The following is a 22,407-nucleotide window of genomic DNA, read 5'->3' as shown; positions in this document are numbered from 1 at the left end:
CCCGCCCACGCTCCCGCGGCGGCGCCCGATCCGGCGACCACCGCGGTGCCGTCCCCGGCACGCGCCGCAGCGCCGCCCGGCCGCCCCGAGCTGCCGAAGCGACAGGGCCAGGACCACATGGCACCGCAGCTCAGGGAGCGCCCGCCCGCACCGCCGGCCGAGGGGCCCGGCGAGCCGGCCGGCCACGACCCCGGCCTGATGGCCGCCTTCCGCCGCGGCATCGGGCTCGCCGAGACCGAGCCGGGCGGGCAGGCCGGGACGGTCGCCGCACCCCCGGCGCCCGAGGCCGCCGCCCCGCGTGCCCCCGTCGAGAAACCGGGCCTGCCCCGCAGGCAGCCCGCAGAGCGCCAGGCTCCGCAGCAGCGTGAAGCGCACCGCCGCACCCCCACCACCGAGGAGTAGACACACGATGGCGAGCGACGTATCGACCGGTCACGCCCAGGATCTGGACTGGCTGCTCGCCGGTCTCGTCCAGCGCGTCCCGTACACACGCAGCGCGGTGCTGCTCTCCTCCGACGGGCTGGTCAGATCCCTGCACGGCCTCGACCCCGACAGCGCCGACCACATGGCGGCGCTGGCCTCAGGCCTCTACTCGCTGGGCCGCAGCGCCGGTGCGCGGTTCGGCGACAGCGGGGGAGTGCGGCAGGTCGTCGTCGAGCTCGACGCGACGCTGCTGTTCGTGACCACGGCCGGCAGCGGCACCTGCCTCGCGGTACTCGCCGGGCGCGAGGCGGATGCCGCCATCCTCGGCTACGAGATGGCGATGCTGGTCAAAAGCGTGCGCCCCTACCTGGCCATCCCCGCGCGGCGGCCGGCGGGCAGCGCGAGCGACGCGGGGCGGTGACAGGTGCCGGCCCCGAAGGACGGGCCCTTGCTCGACGGCGCGGCGGGGCGGCTCGTCCGCCCGTACACGGTGAGCGGCGGCAGGACACGGCCCGCGGTCGCCCTCGACCTGCTGACGCTGGTGATATCCACCGGCAGCGCCCCCGACGGGCCGCTCGGGCCCGAACACGGCCAGGTGCTCGGGCTCTGCCCCGCGCCCACGCCGGTCGCGGAGATCGCGGGGCGCATGGGACTGCCCGCGACGGTCACCAAGATCCTCCTCGCCGACCTGGTGCAGTGCGGCGCGATCCGTGTGCGCCCACCCTCCCGGTTCCGGGACCCCACCGACCAGTTACTGCTTGAGGCGGTGCTCGATGGCCTACGACGACAGCTCTGAACCCGTTTCCGCGTCCGCGGTCGACACCGCGCCCGCCCCCGCACCGCGCGCCCCGGCGCCGCGGCCGCCCGAACCCGGCACGGCGGGCGAGCGCCCCGCGCCGACCGAGCCCGAGGTCTTCCCGCAGGCGCTCAAGGTGCTGGTGGCGGGCGGCTTCGGGGCCGGCAAGACGACCTTCGTCGGGGCGGTCAGCGAGATCGCCCCGCTCAGTACGGAGGAGCTGCTCACGCAGGTGGGCGCGGGCCTCGACGACCTCACCGGCGTCGAGGCCAAGACGTCCACGACCGTGGCGATGGACTTCGGGCGGATCACGCTCGATCCGCGCCACGTGCTCTACCTGTTCGGCACGCCAGGCCAGGAGCGTTTCTGGTTCCTGTGGGACGAGCTGTGCGAGGGCGCGCTCGGCGCTGTCGTGCTCGCCGACACCCGCCGTCTCGAACAGTCCTTCTCGGCCGTGGACTTCTTCGAGCAGCGAGGCATCGGCTTCGTCGTCGCCGTCAACGAGTTCGACGGGTCGTACCGCTACGACCCGGAGGAGGTCAGGGCCGCACTCGGGCTCGACGGCCGGGTGCCGGTGATCCTGTGCGACGCCAGGATCGCCAGCTCCGGCATCCGCACCCTCGTCACCCTCGTCCAGCACCTGCTCACCACCGTCACCTCCGTCGGGGCGGCGCTGTGACCGGCGGCCGTTCGTGACCTCCTTCGTGACCCTCCCCGGTCGCCGCGATCCACCGCAGGGAGGACAGAGGGCTCCGTGCGGGCATGGCGTGGCGGCACGGGGAAAGAGGCACGGGGACGGACGAAGACCGCACCGCGACCGGAGGACCCGCCCATGACCAACTGCACGCCGGGACTGCTGACCGCCCACGACGGCGTCCAGATCGCCGGATACACCTGGCTCCCCGACGGCGGCAGGCCCAGGGCACTGGTGCAGATCGCGCACGGCGCCGCCGAACACGCCCTGCGCTACGACCGGTTCGCCCAGTACCTGACGGCGCACGGCTACGGCGTGCTCGCCACCGACCTGCGCGGTCACGGCGCGACCGCCACGTCCACCGGCGGCTTCGGCAGCGGCGGCACGGACGGCGACAGCTGGCGCGCCAACGTCGACGACCTGCGAACGGCGGGCGGCAAGGCGCGCACGCTCTTCCCGGGCGTGCCGCTCTTCCTGCTCGGCCACAGCATGGGGTCGATGCTGGCCAGGGACTACGCCCAGGAGTACCCGGACGACCTGGCGGGCCTGATCCTCACCGGCACGTTCCGCTCGCTGCCCGGCTGCGAGATCGCGGAGACGGCCGTACGCCTCGAACTGGAGGCCGCCGAGGAGGGACGGGACGCACGGTCGCCCTTCCTCTCGGACCTCTTCGCCTCGCTCAACGACCCGTACGAGCACCGCACAGGGTTCGAGTGGCTCTCCCGCGACGAGGCGGAGGTCGACGCCTACGTGGCGGACGAGCGGTGCGGCTTCCCCTTCTCGGCCGGGCTCGCGCTCGACTGGGTGCTGGGCGTGCGCAAGATCAACGATCCGCGCGCGCTGGCCGCCGTCCCCGCCGACCTGCCCGTGCACGTGGCGGTCGGCGACCAGGACCCGTGCCACCAGCGGATGACGCTCGTCTACGAGCTGCTCGAGGACTTCCGCTACCGCGGCATGACCGATCTGACCTGGAAGGCGTACCCCGGGGCCCGGCACGAGATCCTCAACGAGACCAACCGCGACCAGGTGCACAGGGACCTCACCGACTGGCTGGACGAGCGGGTGCTGTGAGGGGGTGGGCCCGGACGCCGGCCGGACGCCGGGCCCACCCCTCCTCCCGGGCTATCGCCGCTCCAGCACCCCGCGGACGAAGGCGGCCTGCCCCGCGTGCTGGAGGTCGTCCGACATCACGCTGACGAGCCGCACGCCGAGCGTGACCGCGGGCGTCCAGGAGTCGTCGACGACGCGCGCGAAGTCCGCGTCCCCGAGCGTGCGCAGGTAGGCGACCGTCCTGTCGTGCACGGCGTCGTGGTAGCCGGCGAGCAGCTCGGCCGAGACGCCGCTGACCGAGGCGACGTCACGCGACGAGTGGCCGTAGCCGGTGGCGCCGGGCTTGAACGGCAGGTCGAACCGGCCCGACCAGCCGTCCGACGTCCATACCTGTTCCGACCCGGACGCGTCGGCCATGTGATCGTCCTGGACCCGGGTGAGGTGCCAGACCAGCCAGGTGATCGAGTTCGCGCCCTCGTCGAGCCGGGTGGCCAGGTCGTCGGGGCTCAGCCCGTCCACCGCTTCGTGCACCACCTCCCGGATCCGGCCGAAGCCGTCGATGAGCAGGTCCGTGCTTACGGGCATGGCGTGGTCCTCTCCACAAGGTGTCCGGGTGTCCCTCGACCAGCTTCCCCCGCGGCGCCGTCCGATGCCCGCCGTGGCGGGCCCTGGCGGTGACCGTGGGGCAGCCTGCCGAAGCAGGTGATGCGTGACCAGCGTGTTCGTGACCAGGCATGTGAGTGCGGTATTGTTCTCTTGCGCGTTCGGCCGGGGGAAACCCCAGGTCATACGGGCATCGGGACGTGGCGCAGCTTGGTAGCGCACTTGACTGGGGGTCAAGGGGTCGCAGGTTCAAATCCTGTCGTCCCGACTGGAGACAGTCGTAGCAGGGGCGGTTTCGGAGCAATCCGGAACCGCCCCTGACGTGTTCGGCCATGGTCCCTCGAAGGCGCGACCCGGTCGCTCAGATCGCGGGGGACCGCGGATGGCCGGAGAGGAACGCCAGGACCGGGCCCGAGGACTCGTCGGGCCGGGTGATCGTCACGATGTCCACGCCAGTGGCGTCGCGCAGGGGCAGGAGCTTCAGACCCGGCAGCGTGATGCGCTCGGTGGCAGCGGGGACGATGGCCACACCCGCACCGGCTGCCGCGAGCGCGAGCGCCCCGAGTGTGCCGGTGACCAGGTGAATACGGGCCGGATGTTCCTCGGGGCTGGTCCCGAGGCGCGCGAGCACCGTCCGGTCGCCCTCGGCGGCCGCGTACACGATCAGATCGTCGCCGGCGAGTTCGGCCGCAGTGACCGAGGACGCCGCCGCCAACGCGTGCTCGTTCGGGAGGGCGACGGCAAGCGACGTCCGGGTGCGGCGCGTCAGCACCAGGTCGCCCACGTCGTCGAGGCCGAGGTCGGGGCAGTAGCCCACGTCGATCGTCCCTTCCCGAATCCCCTCGGCCTGTGCGACGGGCGGGAGTTCGCTGACGCTGATCTCCACTCGCGGGTGGGTCCGGTGGAAGCGGCGCAGGTCCGCCGGCAGCACACCGTCCAGCACCACGATCCCGGAGAAGCCCACTCGCAGGACGCCGACCTCGCCGCTGATCGACTGCCTGGCGATCTTCAACGCGCGGTCGGCCTGCGCCAGCGCACGGCGCGCCTCCGCGAGCATCAGCTCACCGGCCTCGGACAGCTCCACCCTCCTGCTCGTGCGCAGGAAGAGCGGTCCCCCCACCTCGCGCTCCAGGCCCTGCACCTGGGCGCTGAGAGTCGACTGGGTCACGTGCAGCCGGGCGGCCGCCCGGCCGAAGTGACGCTCCTCCGCAACCGCCACGAAATAGCGCAGATGCCGCAGCTCCACGACGACTCCTCCCATCGGCCCAATCGATCGGTCAATCGAATCATTCAGTTGGACCGATCGTACGTGGGTCCTGACACTGGAGGCATGACAGCGACACTGCAAGACCGCCAGGACATCACCGACCTCATGACCGGCTGGATCCACCGCGACCTGGGGGAGTGGGACCGGCTGCGTGACCTCTTCCACCCGCAGGCCCGCATCGAGATCACCTGGTTCGAGGGCCTGGCCTCCGACTTCGTGGACGCCTCCGCACGGATGGGCACCTCGGACTTCCGCACCAAGCACATCATCACGGCGCCGTCGGTGACCTTCTCCGCTGACGGCGACCGCGCCGTCAGCGAGACCAACGCGATCATCATCGGCGAGAACACACGCCTCGGACTGGGCTGCAACGGCCACAACCGCTTCATCGACCGCGTCGAGCGACGCGACGGCACATGGCGGATCCTGGACCGCAAGAGCGTGTACGACTTCGCGTCCTTCACCTTCCCCCTCGGCCCCGTGGACTTCGACCACGAGGCCGCCCGCCGCGCCCCGCGCGAGTACGCGGCACTGGCCTACCTGCTCGACGCGAGCGGCTTCCCGGTGCGCCGCGTCTTCGCGACCAAGGGCAGCGAGCAGGAGAAGAACATCAAGCAGTCGGCACTCGACTGGCTGGACGACCAGAACCAGGCGTGAGAGAGACCCCGGGGACGGATCGGGGCGGCGTGCCCGCCCGGGACGCCGGGCGAGCGGAAAGACGAGGCCGATGAGTGCCGTAACGGCGGGCGACCTACTCGACGCGGTGCAAGTCGTGGGCGCACTACTGGTGCTCACCTGCTTCCTGCTCGCCCAGGCCGACCGTATCGACCCCGCCGCCTACCGCTACCTCCTGCCCAACCTGCTGGGCTCCGGCGCCATGGCCGCCACCGCCGTCGTCGGCCGTGAGTGGGGATTCGTGTTCCTGGAGGGCGTGTGGGTCCTGGTCTCGGCATGGGCCCTGCTCCAGCGCCTGCGCGGCAACAAGCCGACGGTGGTGCACTGATGGAGATCGCCCTGCAGTTCGCCGGCGCGCTCGGCATCCTCGTGCCCTTCGTGTTCCTGCAGTTCGGCCGTACCACCGCCCACTCCTGGCCGTACCTGGCGGGCAACCTGACGGGCGCGGCGGTCTTGACCTGGCTCGCCCTGCGTGAGGCGCAGTGGGGCTTCGTGATCCTCCAAGGCGTGTGGGCGCTGGCCGCGTTGGCCGGCCTGGTGCGACTGGCCGGACGCGGGCGTCCGCGGGGCGGAGCCTCCGGGCGCGCGTAGGCAGGCTCGGGCACCGAGCCGAGCTGCTCCCCATGACTATTTACGCCGTTCAACGGCCAAAAAGGCTTGCGGTTATGCCTCTTGACGCCATGGCATCGTTGTCATAACTTCTCGATCGCTCTCTTTCACCAGAGCGAAGGGGAATTTCTGTGTTTTACCGTCAACGATTCAGAGGTCTGTCCGCGGGCGTGGGGACGCTGACCGTGCTCGCCTCTGTCGTGGCCGCCGGCCCGTCGGCCTCGGCACAACAGGCGACCGGGCCGAGCTGCCCATGGGTCAGCTCGGGAGCGCCGATCGCTCAGCGGGTCGATCAGCTGCTGTCGAAGATGACACTGGCCGACAAGGTCCACGAACTGCATGGGGACAACAGCGCTGCCTACGCCGGCACCGTGCCGGCGATCCCGAGGCTGTGCATACCGGCACTGACGCTGGACGACTCGCCGAGCGGCGTCGGCCACGGCATGACCGGGGTGACGCAGCTCCCCTCGGCGGTCTCCCTCGCCTCGACCTGGGACACCGGCCTGAGCAAGCGGTACGGGGACGTCATCGGCAGCGAGCAGTGGGGCAAGGGCAACGAGGTCGACCTCGGGCCGACCGTCAACATCGTGCGCGATCCCCGCTGGGGCCGGGCGTTCGAGACCTACGGCGAGGACCCGTACCTCGCCGGGCAGATCGGCGCGGGTGACGTCAAGGGCATCCAGAACACCGGCGAGATGGCGCAGTTGAAGCATCTGGCCGTCTACAACCAGGAGACCAACCGCAACAACTCCACCGACGACGCGATCATCGATCAGCGGGTCGAGCAGGAGATGTACCTCTCGCAGTTCGACTCGGTCATCAAGCAGGCCGACCCTGCCTCGGTGATGTGCTCCTACAGCTTCATCAACGGCACGAACGCCTGCCAGGACCCGTACACGTTGAGCCAGGTGCTGCGCGACCAGTGGCACTACAAGGGCTTCGTCACCTCGGACTGGGGTGGCACCCACTCGACGGTCCCCGCGGCCGAGGCCGGCCTGAACATGCAGATGCCCGACGGCGGTTACTACGGCGCCGCGCTCGAGCAGGCGGTGTCCGACGGTCAGGTGTCGACGGCCACCATCGACAAGCTCGTCAAGCCGATCCTGACCGAGATGTTCCGGTTCCACCTGTTCACCGACCCGCCGACAGGCACCCCCAGCTCGGTGGTGACGACGCCCGCCCACCAGGAGGTGGGGCAGCGCGTCGCCGAGGACGGCACCGTGCTGCTGAAGAACTCCGGGCACGTCCTGCCGCTGTCGCCGACCAGGAAGTCGTCGATCGCGGTCATCGGCGACGACGCCGGAACCGACGCCATGACCACCGGTGGCGGATCCGCGGCGGTCGCCGCGGACTCCGTCGTCACCCCGTATCAGGGCATCGCCTCGCGGGCCGGCAAGAACGTCACCGTCCGCTACGCACAGGGCAACAGCTCGTACGGCGGGCTGCCGGTCGTGCCGTCGAACGTGCTGGCCCCCAGCTCCGGCTCCGGCAGCGGGCTCACCGCCCAGTACTACCGGGGGACGACGGCGTCGGGAACCCCCATCGCGCACCAGGACGTCCCGCAGGTGGACTTCAACTGGAACGGCGGGTCACCGGCCGCCGGCGTGCCCACCAGCCAGTGGTCGGCCAAGTACACCGGAACGATCACCGCGCCGACCACCGGCAGCTACACGTTCTCCCTGACCAGCGACGACGGCAGCAGGCTGTCCATCAACGGCAAGCAGATCATCGACAACTGGCGTGACCAGGGCGGCAACACCGAGACCGGCACCGTCACGCTGACGGCGGGCGAGCCGGTGAGCATCGAGGTCGACTACTACCAGGGCGGCGGCGGCTCGCTGCTGCACCTGGGCTGGCAGCCGCCCGGTGGCCCGGGCGACCTGCTGCAGCAGGCCGTCCAGACCGCCAAGTCGTCCGACGTCGCCGTCGTGTTCGCGAGCAACTTCGAAGGCGAGGGCAGCGACCTGCCCAACATCGACCTGCCGGCCGACGAGAACAAGCTGATCTCGGCCGTGGCCGCGGCCAACCCCAACACGATCGTGGTGCTCAACACCGGCTCCGCGGTCACGATGCCGTGGCTGGACTCGGTCAAGGGTGTGTTCGAGGCCTGGTACCCCGGCCAGAACGACGGGGACGCCATCGCCTCCCTGCTGTTCGGGGACGTGAACCCCTCCGGCAAGCTGCCGGTGACCTTCCCGAAGAGCCTGTCCGACGTGCCGGCCTCCACACCCGCACAATGGCCGGGTGTGGGCGGCAAGGTGCAGTACTCCGAAGGCCTGAACGTCGGGTACAGGTGGTATGACGCGAAGAACATCGACCCGCTGTTCGCCTTCGGCTCCGGCCTGTCCTACACGACCTTCCGCTTCAGCCACCTGCGCATCGGCCCGCAGCAGACCTCGTCACTCGGCACGGTCCGAGCGAAGGTGGACGTGCAGAACACCGGTCGGCGCAGCGGCGCCGATGTGGTGCAGCTCTACGTCGGCGACCCGGCGAAGACCGGCGAGCCGCCGGCCCAGCTCAAGCGCTTTGAGAAGGTGGACCTGCGGCCGGGGCAGACGAAGCAGATCAGCTTCACCGTCCCCGCCAAGGACTTCGCCACCTGGAACGACACCACGCACAACTGGCAGGTCGCCGACGGCACCTACCGGCTGATGGTCGGCGACTCGTCGACCCACCTGCCCGAGCGCGGCACCGTCCGCGTCACGCGCAGCTACGGCTCCCAGGGCGTGTCCCTGCACGCGCCGACGATCGTCGCGCCCGGCACCCGAAGCCGGGTCACCGCCACCTTCACCAATGACGCCGACGTGCCGGTACGTCAGGTGGCGATCGCTCCGCACGCGCCCAAGGGCTGGACGGTGACTCCGAGCAGAGCGACCGAGCGCGTGGTCGCACCGCACAGCAAGGCCAAGATCAACTTCACGCTCACGCCACCCGCCTCCGCGAAGTCGGGCTCCTACTCGCTGACCGCGGACGCGAGCTTCCAGGAGCAGCGCGTCGGACACGGCAAGGTGACCCAGGACCACCAGACACTGCAGGTGCCCTACAGCAGCTGGGACAAGGCCTACGACAACGTCGGCGTCAGCGACGACTCCGATCCCGGCGCGGCCGACTTCGACGGCTCCGGCGACAGCTACTCCGCCCAGCGGCTGGCCGCGGCCGGCATCACCCCAGGCGCCACCGTCACGTCCGGAAAGGCGAGCTTCACCTGGCCGAAGGCGGCCGCCGGCCGGCCCGACAACATCGCCACCCAGAACCAGGTGATCGCGATGAGCGGCTCCGGCAGCAAGCTCAACCTGCTCGGCGCGGGAGCCCCCGGCAACCAGAGCGGCGACATCACCATCACCTACACCGACGGCGCCACCTCCACCGCACCGGTCACCCTGGCCGACTGGTGGGCGAACTCCCCGGCGGCCGGTGACACCCTCGTCACCACCACCACCTGGAACCAGCCCCCGAGCGGCGGCCAGGGACCGCACGACGTCAGCCTCTACGCGACCTCCGTCCCCCTGACACCAGGGAAGACCGTCGCCTACGTCTCACTGCCCGATCTCCCCGGCCTGCACCTGTTCGCCGCATCGGTCGGCCGATAGCCGAAGCGATCACGGATCAAGGGATAGGAATCCTCGCGTGGAAGAAGGACACCAGTTCGCCATCGGGCGGCGTGGCTTCGTCAAGGCGTCGGCGGTGGCGGCAGCCGCCACGGCGCTCCCGCTCGCGGCGCCGCCCGCGGCCGACGCCGCGGCCCCGGCCGCGCCCGGACCCGGACCCGAAAGCCTGCCCACGTACATGACGCGTCACGTCGACATGGCCAAGACGTACGTCAATCCGGTCAATCTGCCCTGGATCGAGGTGCGCTCGGCTCCCAGCTCCATGCCTCCCACGGACTCGGGGATCGGCGATTCCAGAGGTCTGCTGCCGACAGGCTCGTGGACAAGAGTGCGAACACGACGGCGTTCCCGATCGACTACATGACATTCCCGGTGGTCCGGACCCACGCGATTCGCGTACGGCTTCTCGGGACGACGGAGAACGTCAAGGTCGGAATCCAGCAACTCAACGTGTTCGGGCAGAACTACACGCTGGCCGCGGAGAAGGGGATGCTCGACCTCAAGGCCTGAGTGAGCCTTTCAGGGCCCCTCTGTCTTCGGTGCGTCGGTTTCACTCGGCACCACCGGCGGCCAGAGGGGCCCTGTCTGCTCCGCGTCAGAGGATGGCGATCGGGTTGACGACGAGCCCGGTGGTTCCTGTGATGCGCGGCGGCGCCAGGACCAGCATGAAGCTCCAGCGACTCGACGCCTCGCAGAGCTCAGCGAGCGCTTCGAGGTCGGCGGCGTCGACCAGTGGCAGGCCGAGGCGCGCGAGGGCGACCTGGTGCATGGGCAAGGGGAGCTGTGCGGGGCGGGCGTCGCCGATGTCGCCGGCATAGACGCTCACACCGTGCTCGTCCAGCCACCGCACGGCACTGAGGTCCAGGCCGGGCACTGGCTGGTCGAGCGGCTGATTCGTGTCCCACCCGCCACGCACCGCGACAGCGTCTCCGGCCGACAGCGTGGTGCCCGCCCGTTCGAGGGCGGCGTCCAGGTCGGTGCTCCCGATGCGCGCGCCGGCGGGCAGGCCGGCGCCGCCGGGCGCCAGGTCCAGGAGCACGCCGCGGGTCACGATTCCCTCGCCGAACGGATCGGCCGAGCCATGTGTCACGCCGGTCGGTGTCACGGCGGCGTGCACCGGTACGCCGGGATAGACACGCTCTTCGACCGGTATGTGGGCGACGGCGTCGAGATGCGTCAAGGCCGCGTTGTGCGTGTTGACGACGAGAGTGTCCGTCATCGCGAGAGGCCTTGCGCCGTTGAAGTTCATGGCCTGCAGGACGCCGGCCGGCATGGTGGCCGGGCTTCCGACGGGGCCGAGTCCGGTCGTCAGCGGCACCGGCCGGCTGCGGCGGGCCAAGCTGACATGGCGCGCTTCACGTACCTCGGCCGCGGCTCGCCTTCTCGCTGCCGCGTCGATGAGGTGGAGCGTGCCCAGCTGGTCACCGTCGCCCCACCGCCCCCAGTTGGTCGGGAGGTGTGTCTCGGTCATTTCCTGCTCCGTTCCGGTGACAGGTGTGTAATCCTGCCCACCATCGGCTGGCGGTGACGGGGTAGCCGATCGATCACGCACGGGCTGACGCCCGCACGTGCAGGCAGGTCAGTCGGTCCAGGGAGTCGCGGAGGCTGGTGTCGCCGGTGCCGCGCGCGCTGATGTAGCCGTCGGGACGTACGAGGATCCAGTCCCTGTCGCTCGCGGCCAGCGTGTCCTGCACCACGCCGTCGTGGTCCCACACGACGTGGTCATCGTCAGTCTGCCGGCGCCGGCTGATCGTCACTTCGCGCAGCCAGACGGGTAGTGACGTGGTCTTCGCTGTGACCTGATCCTGACTGGTGGCGTCCTTGCTCCCCGCGAAGACGAGCAGGTGCCAGGCCGAGGTCCTGAGCAGCGCGCGCAGTGCCGTCCAGCCGGGTGATTGGCCTTCGGCAGCGGAGATCTGCGTGAGTCGCCGGCCAGGTCGTGGACCTTCACCTGCCTCGTCGGGCACCGTCAGGGCGCTGTCGGAATAGGCGATGCCAAGACCCGACATGTTCCGGATGAGCCGGCGCATGAAGCCGCGGTCGGATTCCTGGCTGTCCTCGGCGGTGGTGTCGACCATGGCCGTGTTCATGACCTTCGCCGTGGAGGCGAGCAGGGCCTGGCCGACGGGAACGCGCTCGGCGTCGTACGTGTCGAGCAGCGAGGCATCGGCGTGGCCGTGTACGACCATGGCCAGCTTCCACGCCAGGTTGTACGCGTCCTGGATGCCGGTGTTGAGGCCCTGCCCGGACGCGGGGGAGTGGACGTGGGCGGCGTCACCCGAGACGAAACACCGCCCGACGTGCATGGCGGGTACCGCGCGCTGCTGGATGGTGAACTTCAACGCCCAGCTGGGGCTGTCCACGACGGTGTCGCGGCCCAGAGCCTGCGACAGCTTGGTGCTGACCTGCCGGGCGATCTGCCCGGGCTGCTCCGCGTCTCCTTCGCCGGTCGTGTCCAGCAGCCGCCACTTGCCCGGGTCCGGAAACGGGAAGAGCATCAGCGCACCGCCGGCCGGGAACAGCCAGTGCACACCATCTCGATCGATGTCGGTGTGCACGGTCGCATCGGCGATCAGCCAGGTGTGAGCGGCTTCGCCCGTCAGCGGGAGCTGGAGGGTCTTGCGGACGGTCGAGTGTCCGCCGTCGCAGCCCCAGAGGTATCGCGCACGCACCGTCTCGTGCCTCGCGCCGGCGCCATCGCCGTCGCCATCGCCGTTGCGCAATACGGCTGTCACGGAGTCGTCGTCGTGCTCGAACGACTCGAGCGCGGTGCCCCACTCCACCTCGATCCCGGCCGCAGCGGCATGTCCGCGAAGCACGCGTTCGGTGATGACCTGATCGATGTTGAACATGTACGGAAACCGCGTCGCCAGGCTGCCGAAATCGAAGTCGAGTCGGCTCGAACGGTCGTCCTGGTGGCGGATGAACGCGTTGACCCTCGTTCCGTGCGGGGCGATGTCGCCGAGAATCCCGAGCTGATCGTAGATTTCCAGCCCGCGGGCGTGAGTCCCCAGTGCGCGGCTGGTCGTCGCCGGACCGGACGCGGCATCCACCAAGCGAACCGAAACGCCCCACCGGGCCAGTTGCAATGCCGCCGTGAGGCCGACCGGCCCGGCCCCTGCGACGAGGACATCAACGTCATAGCCTGTCATGGCGATCCGGCTCCTCTGTGTCAGTAACGCTGACACAGGAGCCTAGCCCATCAACGAGAGGACTGCGTCCCATGAGCAACGAGGAGCACTCGGGCGCGAACCCGCCCCTCCTCTCACTCCTGCAACGAGGGGCCCGGTGGTTTTCGGACGAGTTGCTTGAGCGCCTGGACGCCGCGGGCGTGGACCCCATCACGCCGGCGCACGCGGCCGTGCTCGCGCACCTGGACCGCGGCTCCTCGATGAGCATCGCCGAACTGGCCCGCCGTGCAGGCGTCACGCGCCAGACGATGCATCGTGCGGTCACCCAGCTTCTTCGCGAAGGACTACTGGCCAGTACGCCGGGGCCGGGGTTTCCCCGCAGCACACTCATCGAACTGACCGACGCGGGCTGCCGGCGTCGTGACGTCGCATCGGGGATTCTTCACGACCTGGAACAGGTACTCGCCAGTCGGCTGGGGCACGCGGAATTGGCGGAGTTGCGCGACAGTCTGACGCGGGCGTGGCCGCGGTGAAGAACCGGCAGGCTCTCGTGGGCCCCTGCTCGGGATCGGCTACGCCGACCGGAGAGCCGGCGCCTGCCCTCTGCTCGCCGAGCGTGCGGTCTACCGCAGGACGATCGTGTTGATCGAATCCGCTTCGAGCGTCACGCTCTCGTCGCCGAAGAGGTTCACGCGCACGGGATGCCGCAGGGGGTTGAAGGTGACGACGGCGAGTGATCCGTCGACGTTGCGGAACGCGACCGCGCGCCCGCTCCACGGGCCGCGAAGCCGTTCGCGGACGGCGCCCGGTTCGATGAACCGGGAGAAGTGCTTCATGATCCAGAACTCGTGCTCGTACCGGATGCCGCCGTCGACGGGATCCACGGTGGCCAGGGAGTTCTGCCGCCAGCCCCAGCTGCTCCGTCCTCCTCGCGGAAGCACCATGTTCCAGTAGGAGTACCTGCCGACCCCGGCGTTCAGGTAGTGGCGGAACAACTCGGCGACATACCGCGCGTACGACCAGGTGTTGCCGCCGTCGCCGCACTCGTTCTCGCTCTGCGCGAGCGCCAGCTCCGGGAAGGACCGGTGCGTCGACTCGATCGAGTGTCGGCCCGCCCACTGGTAGGAGGCTCCCCGTACGTACTGCCTGGCCTTCTCGTCGTGCATGCACACCAGTACGTAGTCGCGGTAGAAGTCGCGTGTGGACGCCATGGCGTCGTCGTTGATGGTGCCCACCCAGATGTCGCACGTGGGCGCCTGCCGGGCGAGGACGGGACCGAGATGGTCGCCGATGAACCGCGCGAACTGGTAGGCGTCCCATACGCAGGACGGGAAGTTCTGGACGGCGGTCGGCTCGTTCTGTACGTGCATCTGACCGATCGGCAGGTCGATCGCGGCGTAGGCCTGAACGAAACGACCCAGGTACTGCGCGTACGCACGCAGGATGTCAGGAGTCCAGGTCAGTGACCCTCCGGCGTAGGCGGACGGGGTCTTCATCCACGTCGGGGGGCTCCACGGCGAAGCCCACAGGTCCAGCCCGGGCCGGCGCTGCTGTGCCCTCCGGATGAAGGGGATGAGCTCCTTGTGGTCGCGTTCGATCGAGAAGTGCCGCAACCGCAGGTCGCCGGGGGTCTCGTCGTGGCTGTACCAGTCCGAGGCGTAGTCGCTCGCACCGACCGGGACGCGCCCGATCCGCAGCCGCAGGCCGTCGGCGTCGGGTGAGAAGAGATCGTCCAGCAGTCGGTCCGCCGCCTCCGTGCCGGCCGCGCACAGCGCGAGGTGGCCCAGTTCGTTGAAGCAGCCGCCGAACCCGAAGAAGGTCTGGTCGGTGGAGCCGGCGAGCTCCACCATGCTCTCGCCCCGCGCCGGCAGCGACGCGCCACCGGGCCGCCACCGAGCCGACTCGGTGGTGGCAAAGTGCTGACTGAGCCGCATCGCCGTGGTTCTCCTCTTCGGGGGTCTCGTTCCAGCGCGATGCTGGAATGACGGGGGCAAGTGTTGCTTCTGGCCCTTGCGTTGGGAAGAGGGCCCGGCCGACCGGACGCCGAGCGGGCGCACCCTCCGCGCGCCGAGTGCGCACACCCTCCGCACCGACCGGCGCGTCGATCCCGCCCTGTCGCGCGCCTTGACACCCGTGCGGCACATCCCTGAGACTCCCAGCGGGAGAGCGCTCTCCGAAACAGGTTGATCCGCTGCCCCTCGTGGTGCGTCCGCCCGAACCCGTATCGGCCGGCCACGGCCCGGCGCTCCCGTCGCGGCCGGGTCGGCAGCCCCCGCCGTCCAGATCAGAAGAGGACATGATGAGCCCACTGCACGCTCGTGCGCGCCGACTCCTGGTTCCCGTGGCCGCGGGTGCTCTGGCGATCGGCGCACTTGCCGCCCTGCCCGCGACCGAGGCCCATGCCGCGGGAGACGTGGTCAAGGTGACCGGAACGCAAGGCAACTGGCAGCTGACCGTGAACGGAAGTCCCTACCAGATCAAGGGCCTGACCTGGGGCCCGTCCATCGCCGACGCCGACAAGTACATGCCCGACCTGCGGTCCATGGGCGTCAACACGATCCGCACCTGGGGTACCGACGCCTCCAGCGGTCCTCTCTTCGACTCCGCCGCGGCTCACGGCATCAAGGTCATCGCCGGGTTCTGGCTGCAGCCGGGGGGTGGCCCCGGCGCCGGCGGCTGCGTCAACTACGTCACCGACACGACGTACAAGAACCAGGTCCTCGACGAGTTCCCGAAGTGGGTCCAGCAGTACAAGGACAACCCGGGCGTGCTCATGTGGGACGTCGGCAACGAGTCCGTCCTCGGCCTGCAGAACTGTTACAGCGGCGCCGAGCTGGAAACACAGCGCGATGCCTACACCACCCTCGTCAACGACATCACCAAGAAGATCCACAGCATCGACCCGAACCACCCGGTCACGTCGACCGACGCGTGGGTCGGCGCATGGCCGTACTTCAAGAAGAACGCGCCCGACCTCGATCTGTACGCCGTCAATTCCTACAACGCCGTCTGCGACGTCAGGTCCGCCTGGGAGAAGGGCGGCTACACCAAGCCGTACATCGTCACGGAAACGGGCCCCGCCGGAGAGTGGGAAGTCCCCGACGACGCCAACGGCGTACCCCAGGAACCCACCGACCAGGCCAAGGCCGACGGCTACACGAAGGCGTGGGGCTGCATCACCGGGCACAAGGGCGTGGCGCTGGGCGCGACGATGTTCCACTACGGAACGGAGTACGACTTCGGCGGCATCTGGTTCAACCTGCTGCCCGCCGGCCAGAAGCGGCTCTCCTACTACGCCGTGAAGCGGGCCTACGGAGGGGACACCTCTCACGACAACACTCCGCCCGTCATCTCGGACCTGTCCGTCGAGGGCGGTGCGGGCAATGTGCAGGCCGGCCGTGACCTGACGCTGGACGTCCGGGCCACGGACCCGGACGGCGACCCGATCAGCTATGAGGTCCTCGACAACAGCAACTACATCGACGGCAGCAAGCAGTTGGTCTCCCTGCCCTCCAGCAATCTGGGCGGCGGCCGGCTGAAGATCGCCGCCCCCGACCGGCCCGGCGTCTGGAAGGTGTACGTCAAGGCGACCGACGGTCACGGCAATGTCGGTGTGGAGACCCGTTCGATCAGGGTGGTGCCGCCCGTGGTGAACGGCACGAACCTCGCTCTCGGCAAGCCCGCTACGGCGTCCTCGTTCCAGGGCAGCTACGGCGACTGCCCGTGCACGGCGGCGAACGCGGTGGACGGCAACCTCTCCACCCGCTGGGCCAGCGACTGGAGCGACCCCCAGTGGGTCCAGGTCGACCTCGGCACGCGCACCTCGTTCAAGCACGTGCAGCTGGTGTGGGAGGCCTCCTACGCGAAGGCGTACACCATCCAGACCTCTGATGACGGCCAGAACTGGCGAACCGTGCACACGGTGACTGACGGAAACGGCGGTGTGGACGACTTCGACGTCAGTGGCACCGGCCGCTACGTCCGCGTCAACGGAACACAACGCGGCACCGGCTACGGCTATTCGCTGTACGAGTTCGGAGTCTACAACTGAGGTCCGCGGCACGGCGGGTGAGCGGTTTCGCAGGATGAGGGGGCGGGGGATGCACGAGGATGACGAGATCGACCGGTTGATGGGCAAGCTGACGCTGACAGAGAAGGTCACGCTGCTCACCGGGGCCGACACCTGGAGCACCGCGGCGGAACCGTCCGTCGAGCTGCGGCCGTTCACGATGTCGGACGGGCCGGCCGGCGTGCGCGGGCCGTCGTGGGACGAGCGGCACACCGCCGTGCTCCTTCCCTCGGCCACCGCGCTCGCCGCGACCTGGGACGAGCCGCTGGTCGAGCGACTCGGTTCCCTCCTCGCGCTGGAGGCGCGGCGCAAGGGCGTGCACGTGGTCCTCGCGCCCAACCTCAACCTGCACCGCAGTCCGCTCGGCGGCCGGCATTTCGAGTGCCTCTCCGAGGACCCCGAGCTGACCGGCCGTATCGGGGCCGCACTGGTGCGCGGCATCCAGGCGCACGGTGTGGCCGCCACAGCCAAGCACTACGTCGCCAACGACTCCGAGACCGACCGGCTGACCGTGGATGTGCGTGTCGGTGGGCGGGCACTGCGCGAGGTGTACCTCGCGCCGTTCGAGGCGGCGGTGGCGGCCGGTGTGCGCTTCGTCATGGCCGGCTACAACGCGGTCGAGGGCACCACCATGACCGCCAGCCCGCTGCTGTCCGCTCCGCTGAGGACCGAGTGGGGTTTCGACGGCGCCGTCGTCTCCGACTGGGGAGCGGTGCGCACCACGGGGGACACCGCGCAAGCCGGGCTCGACCTCGCGATGCCGGGCCCGGCGGAGGCCTGGGGCGAAGCGCTGGTCCGTGCCGTGGAGGAGGGACACGTCACGCAGCAGGCGGTGGACGACAAGGTACGGCACTTGCTGACGCAGGCCCACTGGCTCGGCCGGCTGGGCGGGGCCCTTCCGCGGGCTCTGCCTCCTCCACGGTCGGACACCGAACGGGCACTGGTGCGCCGGGCTGCCGCGGCCGGCACGGTCATGCTCGCCAACCGGGGCACACTGCCGCTCGACGCACGGAGCCTGGCGAAGGTGGCGGTCATCGGATCACACGCCGTCAGGACCCGTCTCCAGGGAGGCGGCAGCGCCGGTGTGTTCCCCACGGCCGAGGTGAGCATCCTGGACGGAGTCCGGTCCCTGCTGCGGGGCCGCGCGAAGGTGGTGGCCGTACCGGGTCCCGCTCCCGAGGGCCCGCCGCCTCCGCTGGACGCTGCGCTGTGCACCGATCCCGGCTCCGGGGCGCCCGGCGTGCTGCTGCGGGTCCTCGACGCCGAAGGGAACCAGCTGTGCGCCGTACACCGCGCGAGTGGACGGCAGTTGGAGCCGCCTCTCGCGCCCGGCGCGCACACGGTGGAGATCAGCGCTCACCTGCATCCGCACGAATCCGGGGCGTGGACCTTCGGTGTCGCCGGATTCGGACGGATCAGCCTGCGGCTTGACGAGGAAGAGGTCCTGGCAGGGGACTTCCCCAAGGACACCGACGACCCCGCCACCATCCACGTCACCCCGCCCGTACACACTGCCGTCGCTGAGCTCACCGTCGGCACCGCTCCCCTCCTCGTCGCCCGCCGCGAACTCACGCCGGGCACGGGAAGGGCGCTGGTCGTCGGCGCGGGGCCACCTGCCCCCGACGTGGCAGTGGCACTGGAGGAAGCCGCGCAGGCGGCGGGAGAGGCGGACGCGTCGATCGTGGTGGTCGGCACCACCGAGCACGACGAGTGCGAGGGCCGCGACCGGGTCCGGCTCGCGCTGGAGCCCGGCCAAGACGCCCTGGTCCGGGCGGTGATCGCCGCCAATCCGCGCACCGTCGTGGTCGTCAACAGCGGCGGCCCGGTCGAGATGCCCTGGCGGCAAGAGGCCGGTGCCCTTCTGCTGGCCTGGTTCCCCGGCCAGGAGGGCGGTCAGGCTCTGGCCGACGTGCTGTTCGGCCGCAGCGAACCCGGTGGCCGGTTGCCGACCACCTGGCCGGCCGCGCTCGACGACTCACCCGTCACCGACACCCGGCCGTCCGGCGGACGCCTCGACTACGCCGAGGGCCTGCATGTCGGCCACCGGGGCTGGCTACGGGCACTCCGGACCCCGGCCTACTGGTTCGGTCACGGACTCGGCTACACGACGTGGGCCTACGAGCAGCTGACCGGTCCCACCGACATCCGGGCGGGGGACCCGTTCACCGTGTGCGTGCGCGTGCGCAACACCGGCGGGCGCGCGGGCCGTGAAGTCGTCCAGGTCTACCTGGCCCGGCCGGGCGCCGCGGTGGAATACCCCGAACGGTGGTTCGCGGGCTACACGGCGGTGCACGCCCGCCCGGGGGAGGCGGTGACGGCGCAGGTACACGTTCCCGCCAGGCTCCTGCGCCACTGGGACGAAGAGGCGAGCCGGTGGCGTACCGAGCCGGGGCGCTGCCGGGTGCTGGCGGGCCGCTCGGCGGGAGACCTGCCACTGGAACTGGGTGTGGAACTGGGAGGAGAGCGTGCGTAGTCGTGCCATGACGAAGAGATGACGCCCACAACATAGACATGTCTGACACTTTTTGACGTCGACTCCCGGAAAGGGACACCCACAGTCATGCGCAACATCAGAGCCGCAGCCGTAGGCGCCGTCACCCTGTCCCTGGCTCTCGCGGCAACGGCCTGCGGAGGCGGTTCGTCGAGTGAGGGCGGCTCCAACGACTCGCCGAAGACGCTCACGTACTGGGCCTCCAACCAGGGGGCCAGCATCGCCGTGGACAAGAAGGTCCTGCAGCCCGAACTCGACAAGTTCAAGAAGCGGACCGGCATCACGGTGAAGCTGGAAGTCGTGCCCTGGGCGCAGTTGCTGAACCGGATCCTCACCGCGGCCACCTCTGGTCAGGGCCCCGACGTGCTGAACATCGGCAACACCTGGACCGCGTCCTTGCAGGCCACCGACGCGCTGCTGCCGTGGAACGCGAAGAACTTCGCGAAGATCGGTGGCAAGGACCGCTTCGTCCCCTCGGCCCTCGGTTCGACCGGCGCCCGGGGCAAGGATCCGGCGGCCGTGCCGCTGTACTCGATGTCGTACGCCCTCTACTACAACAAGAAAATCTTCGCCGACGCGGGCATCACCAAGCCACCGGCCACCTGGGACGAGTTGACCGCCGACGGGAAGAAGATCCAGGCCCTGGGCAAGCAGGCCATCGGCGCGGAGTGCTCCAACCTCTCGGAGAACATCCACCAGGTGTTCGTCCTGGCCCAGCAGCACGGTGCCGACTTCTTCACCGCGGACGGCAAGCCCGACTTCACCAACGACGGTGTGGTCGCCGCGGTCAAGCAGTACATCGATCTGATGGCCAAGGACAAGATTATCGACATCAGTGACGCCGAGTACTCCCAGAACCAGTCCCTGAGTGACTTCGCCAGGGGCAAGACGGCCATGGTGCTGTGGCAGACGGCCTCCGCGACCTTCAAGTCCCTGGGCATGAAGGACTCCGAATGGGCAGCGGCCCCCGCACCCGTCCAGTCGGGGTCCCCGGGCACCGGAACCCAGATCAACTCGATGGTCGCCGGGATCAACATGGCTGTCTTCAAGAACACCGACAACCTCGACGGCGCCGCGAAGTTCGTGAAGTTCATGACGAGCGATGAGGAGCAGAAGATCCTCAACACCGCCTACGGGTCCATCCCGCCGGTCAAGGCCGCCCAGTCGGACCCGGCGTTCAACGCCCACGGCACCGCGGTACTCAGGAAGACTCTCGCCACCAGCGCGCAGGCACTGCCGCAGGTGGCCGACGAGTCCCAGTTCGAGACAGCGGTAGGCACCGCGGTGAAGAACCTGTTCGCCGATGTCGCGGCCGGCCGCACGGTGACCACCGACTCGGTGAAGGCCGAGCTGCAAAAGGCCCAGCAGCAGATGCAGGCGCAGTGAGCACGGGCACCTCCATGTTGACCGCCGCTGCTGGCCGCAGCCAAGACCCCTGACAAGGAGTGCTCATGCGACGGAGACGATGGCCGGCCGCCGCGCTCGGCGCTGTCCTGACGGCCGTTTGCGCGGCCGGACAAGCCGCCGCCGGACCACCGCGGGCGGCGGCGAGCGCGTCCTGCCCGTGGGTCGGGTCCGGTGCACCGGTCGCCGACCGGGTCTCCCGGCTGCTGGGCGCCATGACGCAGGACCAGAAACTGACCATGATCGCCGGCACCGGCAGCGGCTCCTACGCCGGAGTCATACCCGCGATATGGAGGGCTGGTACGCGGGCCAGAGCGAGGGCGCCGCGATCGCCGTGCTGCTCTTCGGCGACGTCAACCCGTCGGGCAAGCTCCCCGTGAGCTTCCCCAAGGCGCTGACCGACCTCCCCGCGAGCACGGCCGCGCAGTGGCCCGGCCAGAACGATCAGGTCGAGTACTCCGAGGGCCTGGCCATGGGGTACCGCTGGTACCAGTCCAAGACAGTCACACCGCTCTTCCCCTTCGGGTACGGCCTGTCCTACACCACATTCGGCTACAGCGCCCTCTCCGTCACCGGCCCGGACCAGCACGGCAACGCGACGGTCACCGCCACCGTCACCAACACCGGAGACCGGGCCGGGGCCGACGTCGCACAGCTCTACATCACCGACCCCGCCGCCGCGAGCGAGCCGAGCAGGCAGCTCAAGGGCTTCCAGCGGGTGGACCTGCAACCCGGGGCGAGCGAGCAGGTCAGCTTCACGTTACCGGCGCACTCGCTCTCGTACTGGAACACCGCCATCGACAGCTGGACCATGGCGACCGGCGCCTACGGCATCGCCGTCGGAGACACTTCCGACCGTCCGCAGCTGACCGGCAGCCTGAACGTCACTTCCACCAGCACCGGCAACTCGATCGCGATCAGCAACCCCGCGGGCATGAGCAGCACCGCCGGCGCCGGCGCGAACCTCGCCCTGCATGCGAGCGACTCCTCCACGGGCCAGAGCCTGCGCTGGACCGCGACCGGTCTGCCCGCCGGGCTGGCCGTCGATCCGGGCACCGGCACGATCTCCGGTACCCCCACCACGGCAGGCACCAGCACCGTCACCGTCGCGGCCACGGACGGCACCGGAGCCACGGGAAGCACCTCGTTCGTGTGGACCGTCACACCGGCCGGCGGCCCCGGCGGCCCCGGCGGCCCCGTCGTCTCGGGGCTGTCATCGACCCTCTGCATGGACGTCCAGGCAGCGAGCACCGCCGACGGGACACCCGTACAGACCTGGACCTGCAACGGCACCCCGGCCCAGCAGTGGTCCCCGGCGCCGACGACAGCATTCGAGCGCTGGGCAAATGCCTCGACGTCAAAGCCGCCGGCACCGCGAACAACACCGAGGTCCAGCTCTACGAGTGCAACGGCACCGGCGCGCAATCCTGGCAACAGCAAGCCAACGGCGCCTTCCTCAATCCCGCCTCCGGCCGCTGCCTCGACGTCCCCGCGGCGTCGACCGACCCGGGCACGCAACTGCAGATCTACGACTGCAACGGCACGGCCGCGCAGACCTGGAGCCTCCAACGCTGACCCCGGAGGACC

General features: G+C 70.0%; 19 protein-coding genes, 1 tRNA gene and 2 pseudogenes. 17 read left to right on the top strand and 5 right to left on the bottom strand.

Translation table 11 applies throughout. The features are described 5' to 3' along the window. The 5 genes and pseudogenes from JFN87_RS06910 to JFN87_RS06890 form a co-directional block, all read left to right on the top strand. Positions 1–402 (top strand): annotated as a pseudogene (locus JFN87_RS06910) (ATP-binding protein); the annotation flags it as partial. 7 nt (positions 403–409) lie between these two features. Next, complete coding sequence (locus tag JFN87_RS06905) at positions 410–844, top strand: roadblock/LC7 domain-containing protein (RefSeq protein ID WP_209338999.1); 435 nt, start codon at positions 410–412, stop codon at positions 842–844. Positions 845–847: 3 nt separating this feature from the next. Then, positions 848–1,219: a DUF742 domain-containing protein gene (locus JFN87_RS06900; RefSeq protein WP_030912310.1), complete on the top strand. Its 372-nt coding sequence runs from the start codon at positions 848–850 to the stop codon at positions 1,217–1,219. After that, on the top strand, positions 1,197–1,898 hold the full coding sequence (locus tag JFN87_RS06895) for a GTP-binding protein (protein ID WP_209338998.1): 702 nt from the start codon (positions 1,197–1,199) through the stop codon (positions 1,896–1,898). Before JFN87_RS06900 ends, JFN87_RS06895 begins: the two co-directional genes overlap by 23 nt. A gap of 153 nt (positions 1,899–2,051) precedes the next feature. Beyond that, on the top strand, positions 2,052–2,984 hold the full coding sequence (locus JFN87_RS06890) for an alpha/beta fold hydrolase (RefSeq protein ID WP_209338997.1): 933 nt from the start codon (positions 2,052–2,054) through the stop codon (positions 2,982–2,984). 51 nt (positions 2,985–3,035) lie between these two features. On the opposite strand, the gene JFN87_RS06885 is transcribed toward JFN87_RS06890, so the two are convergent. Next, positions 3,036–3,548, bottom strand: coding sequence for a mycothiol transferase (locus JFN87_RS06885; protein WP_209338996.1), 513 nt, complete (start codon positions 3,546–3,548; stop codon positions 3,036–3,038). Between the two features lie 212 nt (positions 3,549–3,760). Between JFN87_RS06885 and JFN87_RS06880 the strand changes: the two genes are divergently transcribed. Further along, positions 3,761–3,834, top strand: a tRNA-Pro gene (locus JFN87_RS06880). Between the two features lie 93 nt (positions 3,835–3,927). Here JFN87_RS06880 and JFN87_RS06875 read toward each other — a convergent pair. Then, a complete protein-coding gene (locus JFN87_RS06875; RefSeq protein ID WP_209338995.1) occupies positions 3,928–4,827 on the bottom strand; it encodes a LysR substrate-binding domain-containing protein in 900 nt (299 codons plus the stop codon). A 69-nt stretch (positions 4,828–4,896) separates the two neighbouring features. On the opposite strand from JFN87_RS06875, the gene JFN87_RS06870 reads away from it, so the two are divergent. From JFN87_RS06870 to JFN87_RS06850, 5 genes are all read left to right on the top strand, one after another. After that, positions 4,897–5,490, top strand: coding sequence for a nuclear transport factor 2 family protein (locus JFN87_RS06870; protein ID WP_209338994.1), 594 nt, complete (start codon positions 4,897–4,899; stop codon positions 5,488–5,490). A 70-nt stretch (positions 5,491–5,560) separates the two neighbouring features. Beyond that, the gene (locus JFN87_RS06865) at positions 5,561–5,836 is read left to right on the top strand and encodes a CBU_0592 family membrane protein (protein ID WP_209338993.1); all 276 of its coding nucleotides are present in this window, start codon (positions 5,561–5,563) and stop codon (positions 5,834–5,836) included. Further along, positions 5,836–6,099: a CBU_0592 family membrane protein gene (locus JFN87_RS06860; RefSeq protein WP_209338992.1), complete on the top strand. Its 264-nt coding sequence runs from the start codon at positions 5,836–5,838 to the stop codon at positions 6,097–6,099. Before JFN87_RS06865 ends, JFN87_RS06860 begins: the two co-directional genes overlap by 1 nt. Positions 6,100–6,287: 188 nt before the next feature. Continuing rightward, complete coding sequence (locus tag JFN87_RS06855; protein WP_209338991.1) at positions 6,288–9,707, top strand: glycoside hydrolase family 3 C-terminal domain-containing protein; 3,420 nt, start codon at positions 6,288–6,290, stop codon at positions 9,705–9,707. A 336-nt stretch (positions 9,708–10,043) separates the two neighbouring features. Then, complete coding sequence (locus JFN87_RS06850; protein ID WP_209338990.1) at positions 10,044–10,235, top strand: hypothetical protein; 192 nt, start codon at positions 10,044–10,046, stop codon at positions 10,233–10,235. A gap of 85 nt (positions 10,236–10,320) precedes the next feature. On the opposite strand, the gene JFN87_RS06845 is transcribed toward JFN87_RS06850, so the two are convergent. Then, positions 10,321–11,196, bottom strand: coding sequence for a cyclase family protein (locus JFN87_RS06845; RefSeq protein ID WP_209338989.1), 876 nt, complete (start codon positions 11,194–11,196; stop codon positions 10,321–10,323). Between the two features lie 73 nt (positions 11,197–11,269). Beyond that, a complete protein-coding gene (locus JFN87_RS06840) occupies positions 11,270–12,913 on the bottom strand; it encodes an FAD-dependent oxidoreductase (protein ID WP_307865340.1) in 1,644 nt (547 codons plus the stop codon). 35 nt (positions 12,914–12,948) lie between these two features. Between JFN87_RS06840 and JFN87_RS06835 the strand changes: the two genes are divergently transcribed. Then, the gene (locus tag JFN87_RS06835; protein ID WP_209338988.1) at positions 12,949–13,389 is read left to right on the top strand and encodes a MarR family winged helix-turn-helix transcriptional regulator; all 441 of its coding nucleotides are present in this window, start codon (positions 12,949–12,951) and stop codon (positions 13,387–13,389) included. A gap of 90 nt (positions 13,390–13,479) precedes the next feature. On the opposite strand, the gene JFN87_RS06830 is transcribed toward JFN87_RS06835, so the two are convergent. Next, positions 13,480–14,790, bottom strand: a complete 1,311-nt coding sequence (locus tag JFN87_RS06830) for a glycoside hydrolase family 30 protein (RefSeq protein WP_209338987.1) — start codon at positions 14,788–14,790, stop codon at positions 13,480–13,482. A 365-nt stretch (positions 14,791–15,155) separates the two neighbouring features. On the opposite strand from JFN87_RS06830, the gene JFN87_RS06825 reads away from it, so the two are divergent. From JFN87_RS06825 to JFN87_RS33525, 5 genes and pseudogenes are all read left to right on the top strand, one after another. Next, entirely contained in the window at positions 15,156–16,907 is a 1,752-nt protein-coding gene (locus JFN87_RS06825) for a discoidin domain-containing protein (protein ID WP_245178866.1), read from the top strand. Positions 16,908–16,956: 49 nt separating this feature from the next. Continuing rightward, a complete protein-coding gene (locus tag JFN87_RS06820; protein WP_209338985.1) occupies positions 16,957–19,398 on the top strand; it encodes a glycoside hydrolase family 3 C-terminal domain-containing protein in 2,442 nt (813 codons plus the stop codon). Between the two features lie 87 nt (positions 19,399–19,485). Further along, a complete protein-coding gene (locus tag JFN87_RS06815) occupies positions 19,486–20,802 on the top strand; it encodes an ABC transporter substrate-binding protein (RefSeq protein WP_209338984.1) in 1,317 nt (438 codons plus the stop codon). A gap of 79 nt (positions 20,803–20,881) precedes the next feature. After that, a pseudogene (locus tag JFN87_RS33530) lies at positions 20,882–22,087 on the top strand (Ig domain-containing protein); the annotation flags it as partial. Then, a complete protein-coding gene (locus JFN87_RS33525) occupies positions 21,973–22,395 on the top strand; it encodes a ricin-type beta-trefoil lectin domain protein (protein WP_307865341.1) in 423 nt (140 codons plus the stop codon). The pseudogene JFN87_RS33530 and the gene JFN87_RS33525, both read left to right, overlap by 115 nt. The last annotated feature ends 12 nt before the right edge of the window (positions 22,396–22,407 follow it).

The organism is Streptomyces montanisoli, from assembly GCF_017813245.1.
Classification (GTDB): domain Bacteria; phylum Actinomycetota; class Actinomycetes; order Streptomycetales; family Streptomycetaceae; genus Streptomyces; species Streptomyces montanisoli.
The sequence above is the reverse complement of the archived record's forward strand: the minus strand, read 5'-3'. Positions and strand labels throughout refer to the sequence as shown.

What these genes read in the sequence shown, in the direction of transcription:
- JFN87_RS06905 (WP_209338999.1), top strand. Translation starts at nt 410, where the DNA reads ATGGCGAGCGACGTATCGACCGGTCACGCCCAGGATCTGGACTGGCTG.
- JFN87_RS06895 (WP_209338998.1), top strand. Translation starts at nt 1,197, where the DNA reads ATGGCCTACGACGACAGCTCTGAACCCGTTTCCGCGTCCGCGGTCGAC.
- JFN87_RS06890 (WP_209338997.1), top strand. Translation starts at nt 2,052, where the DNA reads ATGACCAACTGCACGCCGGGACTGCTGACCGCCCACGACGGCGTCCAG.
- JFN87_RS06885 (WP_209338996.1), bottom strand. Translation starts at nt 3,548, where the DNA reads ATGCCCGTAAGCACGGACCTGCTCATCGACGGCTTCGGCCGGATCCGG.
- JFN87_RS06875 (WP_209338995.1), bottom strand. Translation starts at nt 4,827, where the DNA reads ATGGGAGGAGTCGTCGTGGAGCTGCGGCATCTGCGCTATTTCGTGGCG.
- JFN87_RS06870 (WP_209338994.1), top strand. Translation starts at nt 4,897, where the DNA reads ATGACAGCGACACTGCAAGACCGCCAGGACATCACCGACCTCATGACC.
- JFN87_RS06865 (WP_209338993.1), top strand. Translation starts at nt 5,561, where the DNA reads ATGAGTGCCGTAACGGCGGGCGACCTACTCGACGCGGTGCAAGTCGTG.
- JFN87_RS06860 (WP_209338992.1), top strand. Translation starts at nt 5,836, where the DNA reads ATGGAGATCGCCCTGCAGTTCGCCGGCGCGCTCGGCATCCTCGTGCCC.
- JFN87_RS06845 (WP_209338989.1), bottom strand. Translation starts at nt 11,196, where the DNA reads ATGACCGAGACACACCTCCCGACCAACTGGGGGCGGTGGGGCGACGGT.
- JFN87_RS06835 (WP_209338988.1), top strand. Translation starts at nt 12,949, where the DNA reads ATGAGCAACGAGGAGCACTCGGGCGCGAACCCGCCCCTCCTCTCACTC.
- JFN87_RS06830 (WP_209338987.1), bottom strand. Translation starts at nt 14,790, where the DNA reads ATGCGGCTCAGTCAGCACTTTGCCACCACCGAGTCGGCTCGGTGGCGG.
- JFN87_RS06825 (WP_245178866.1), top strand. Translation starts at nt 15,156, where the DNA reads ATGAGCCCACTGCACGCTCGTGCGCGCCGACTCCTGGTTCCCGTGGCC.
- JFN87_RS06820 (WP_209338985.1), top strand. Translation starts at nt 16,957, where the DNA reads ATGCACGAGGATGACGAGATCGACCGGTTGATGGGCAAGCTGACGCTG.
- JFN87_RS06815 (WP_209338984.1), top strand. Translation starts at nt 19,486, where the DNA reads ATGCGCAACATCAGAGCCGCAGCCGTAGGCGCCGTCACCCTGTCCCTG.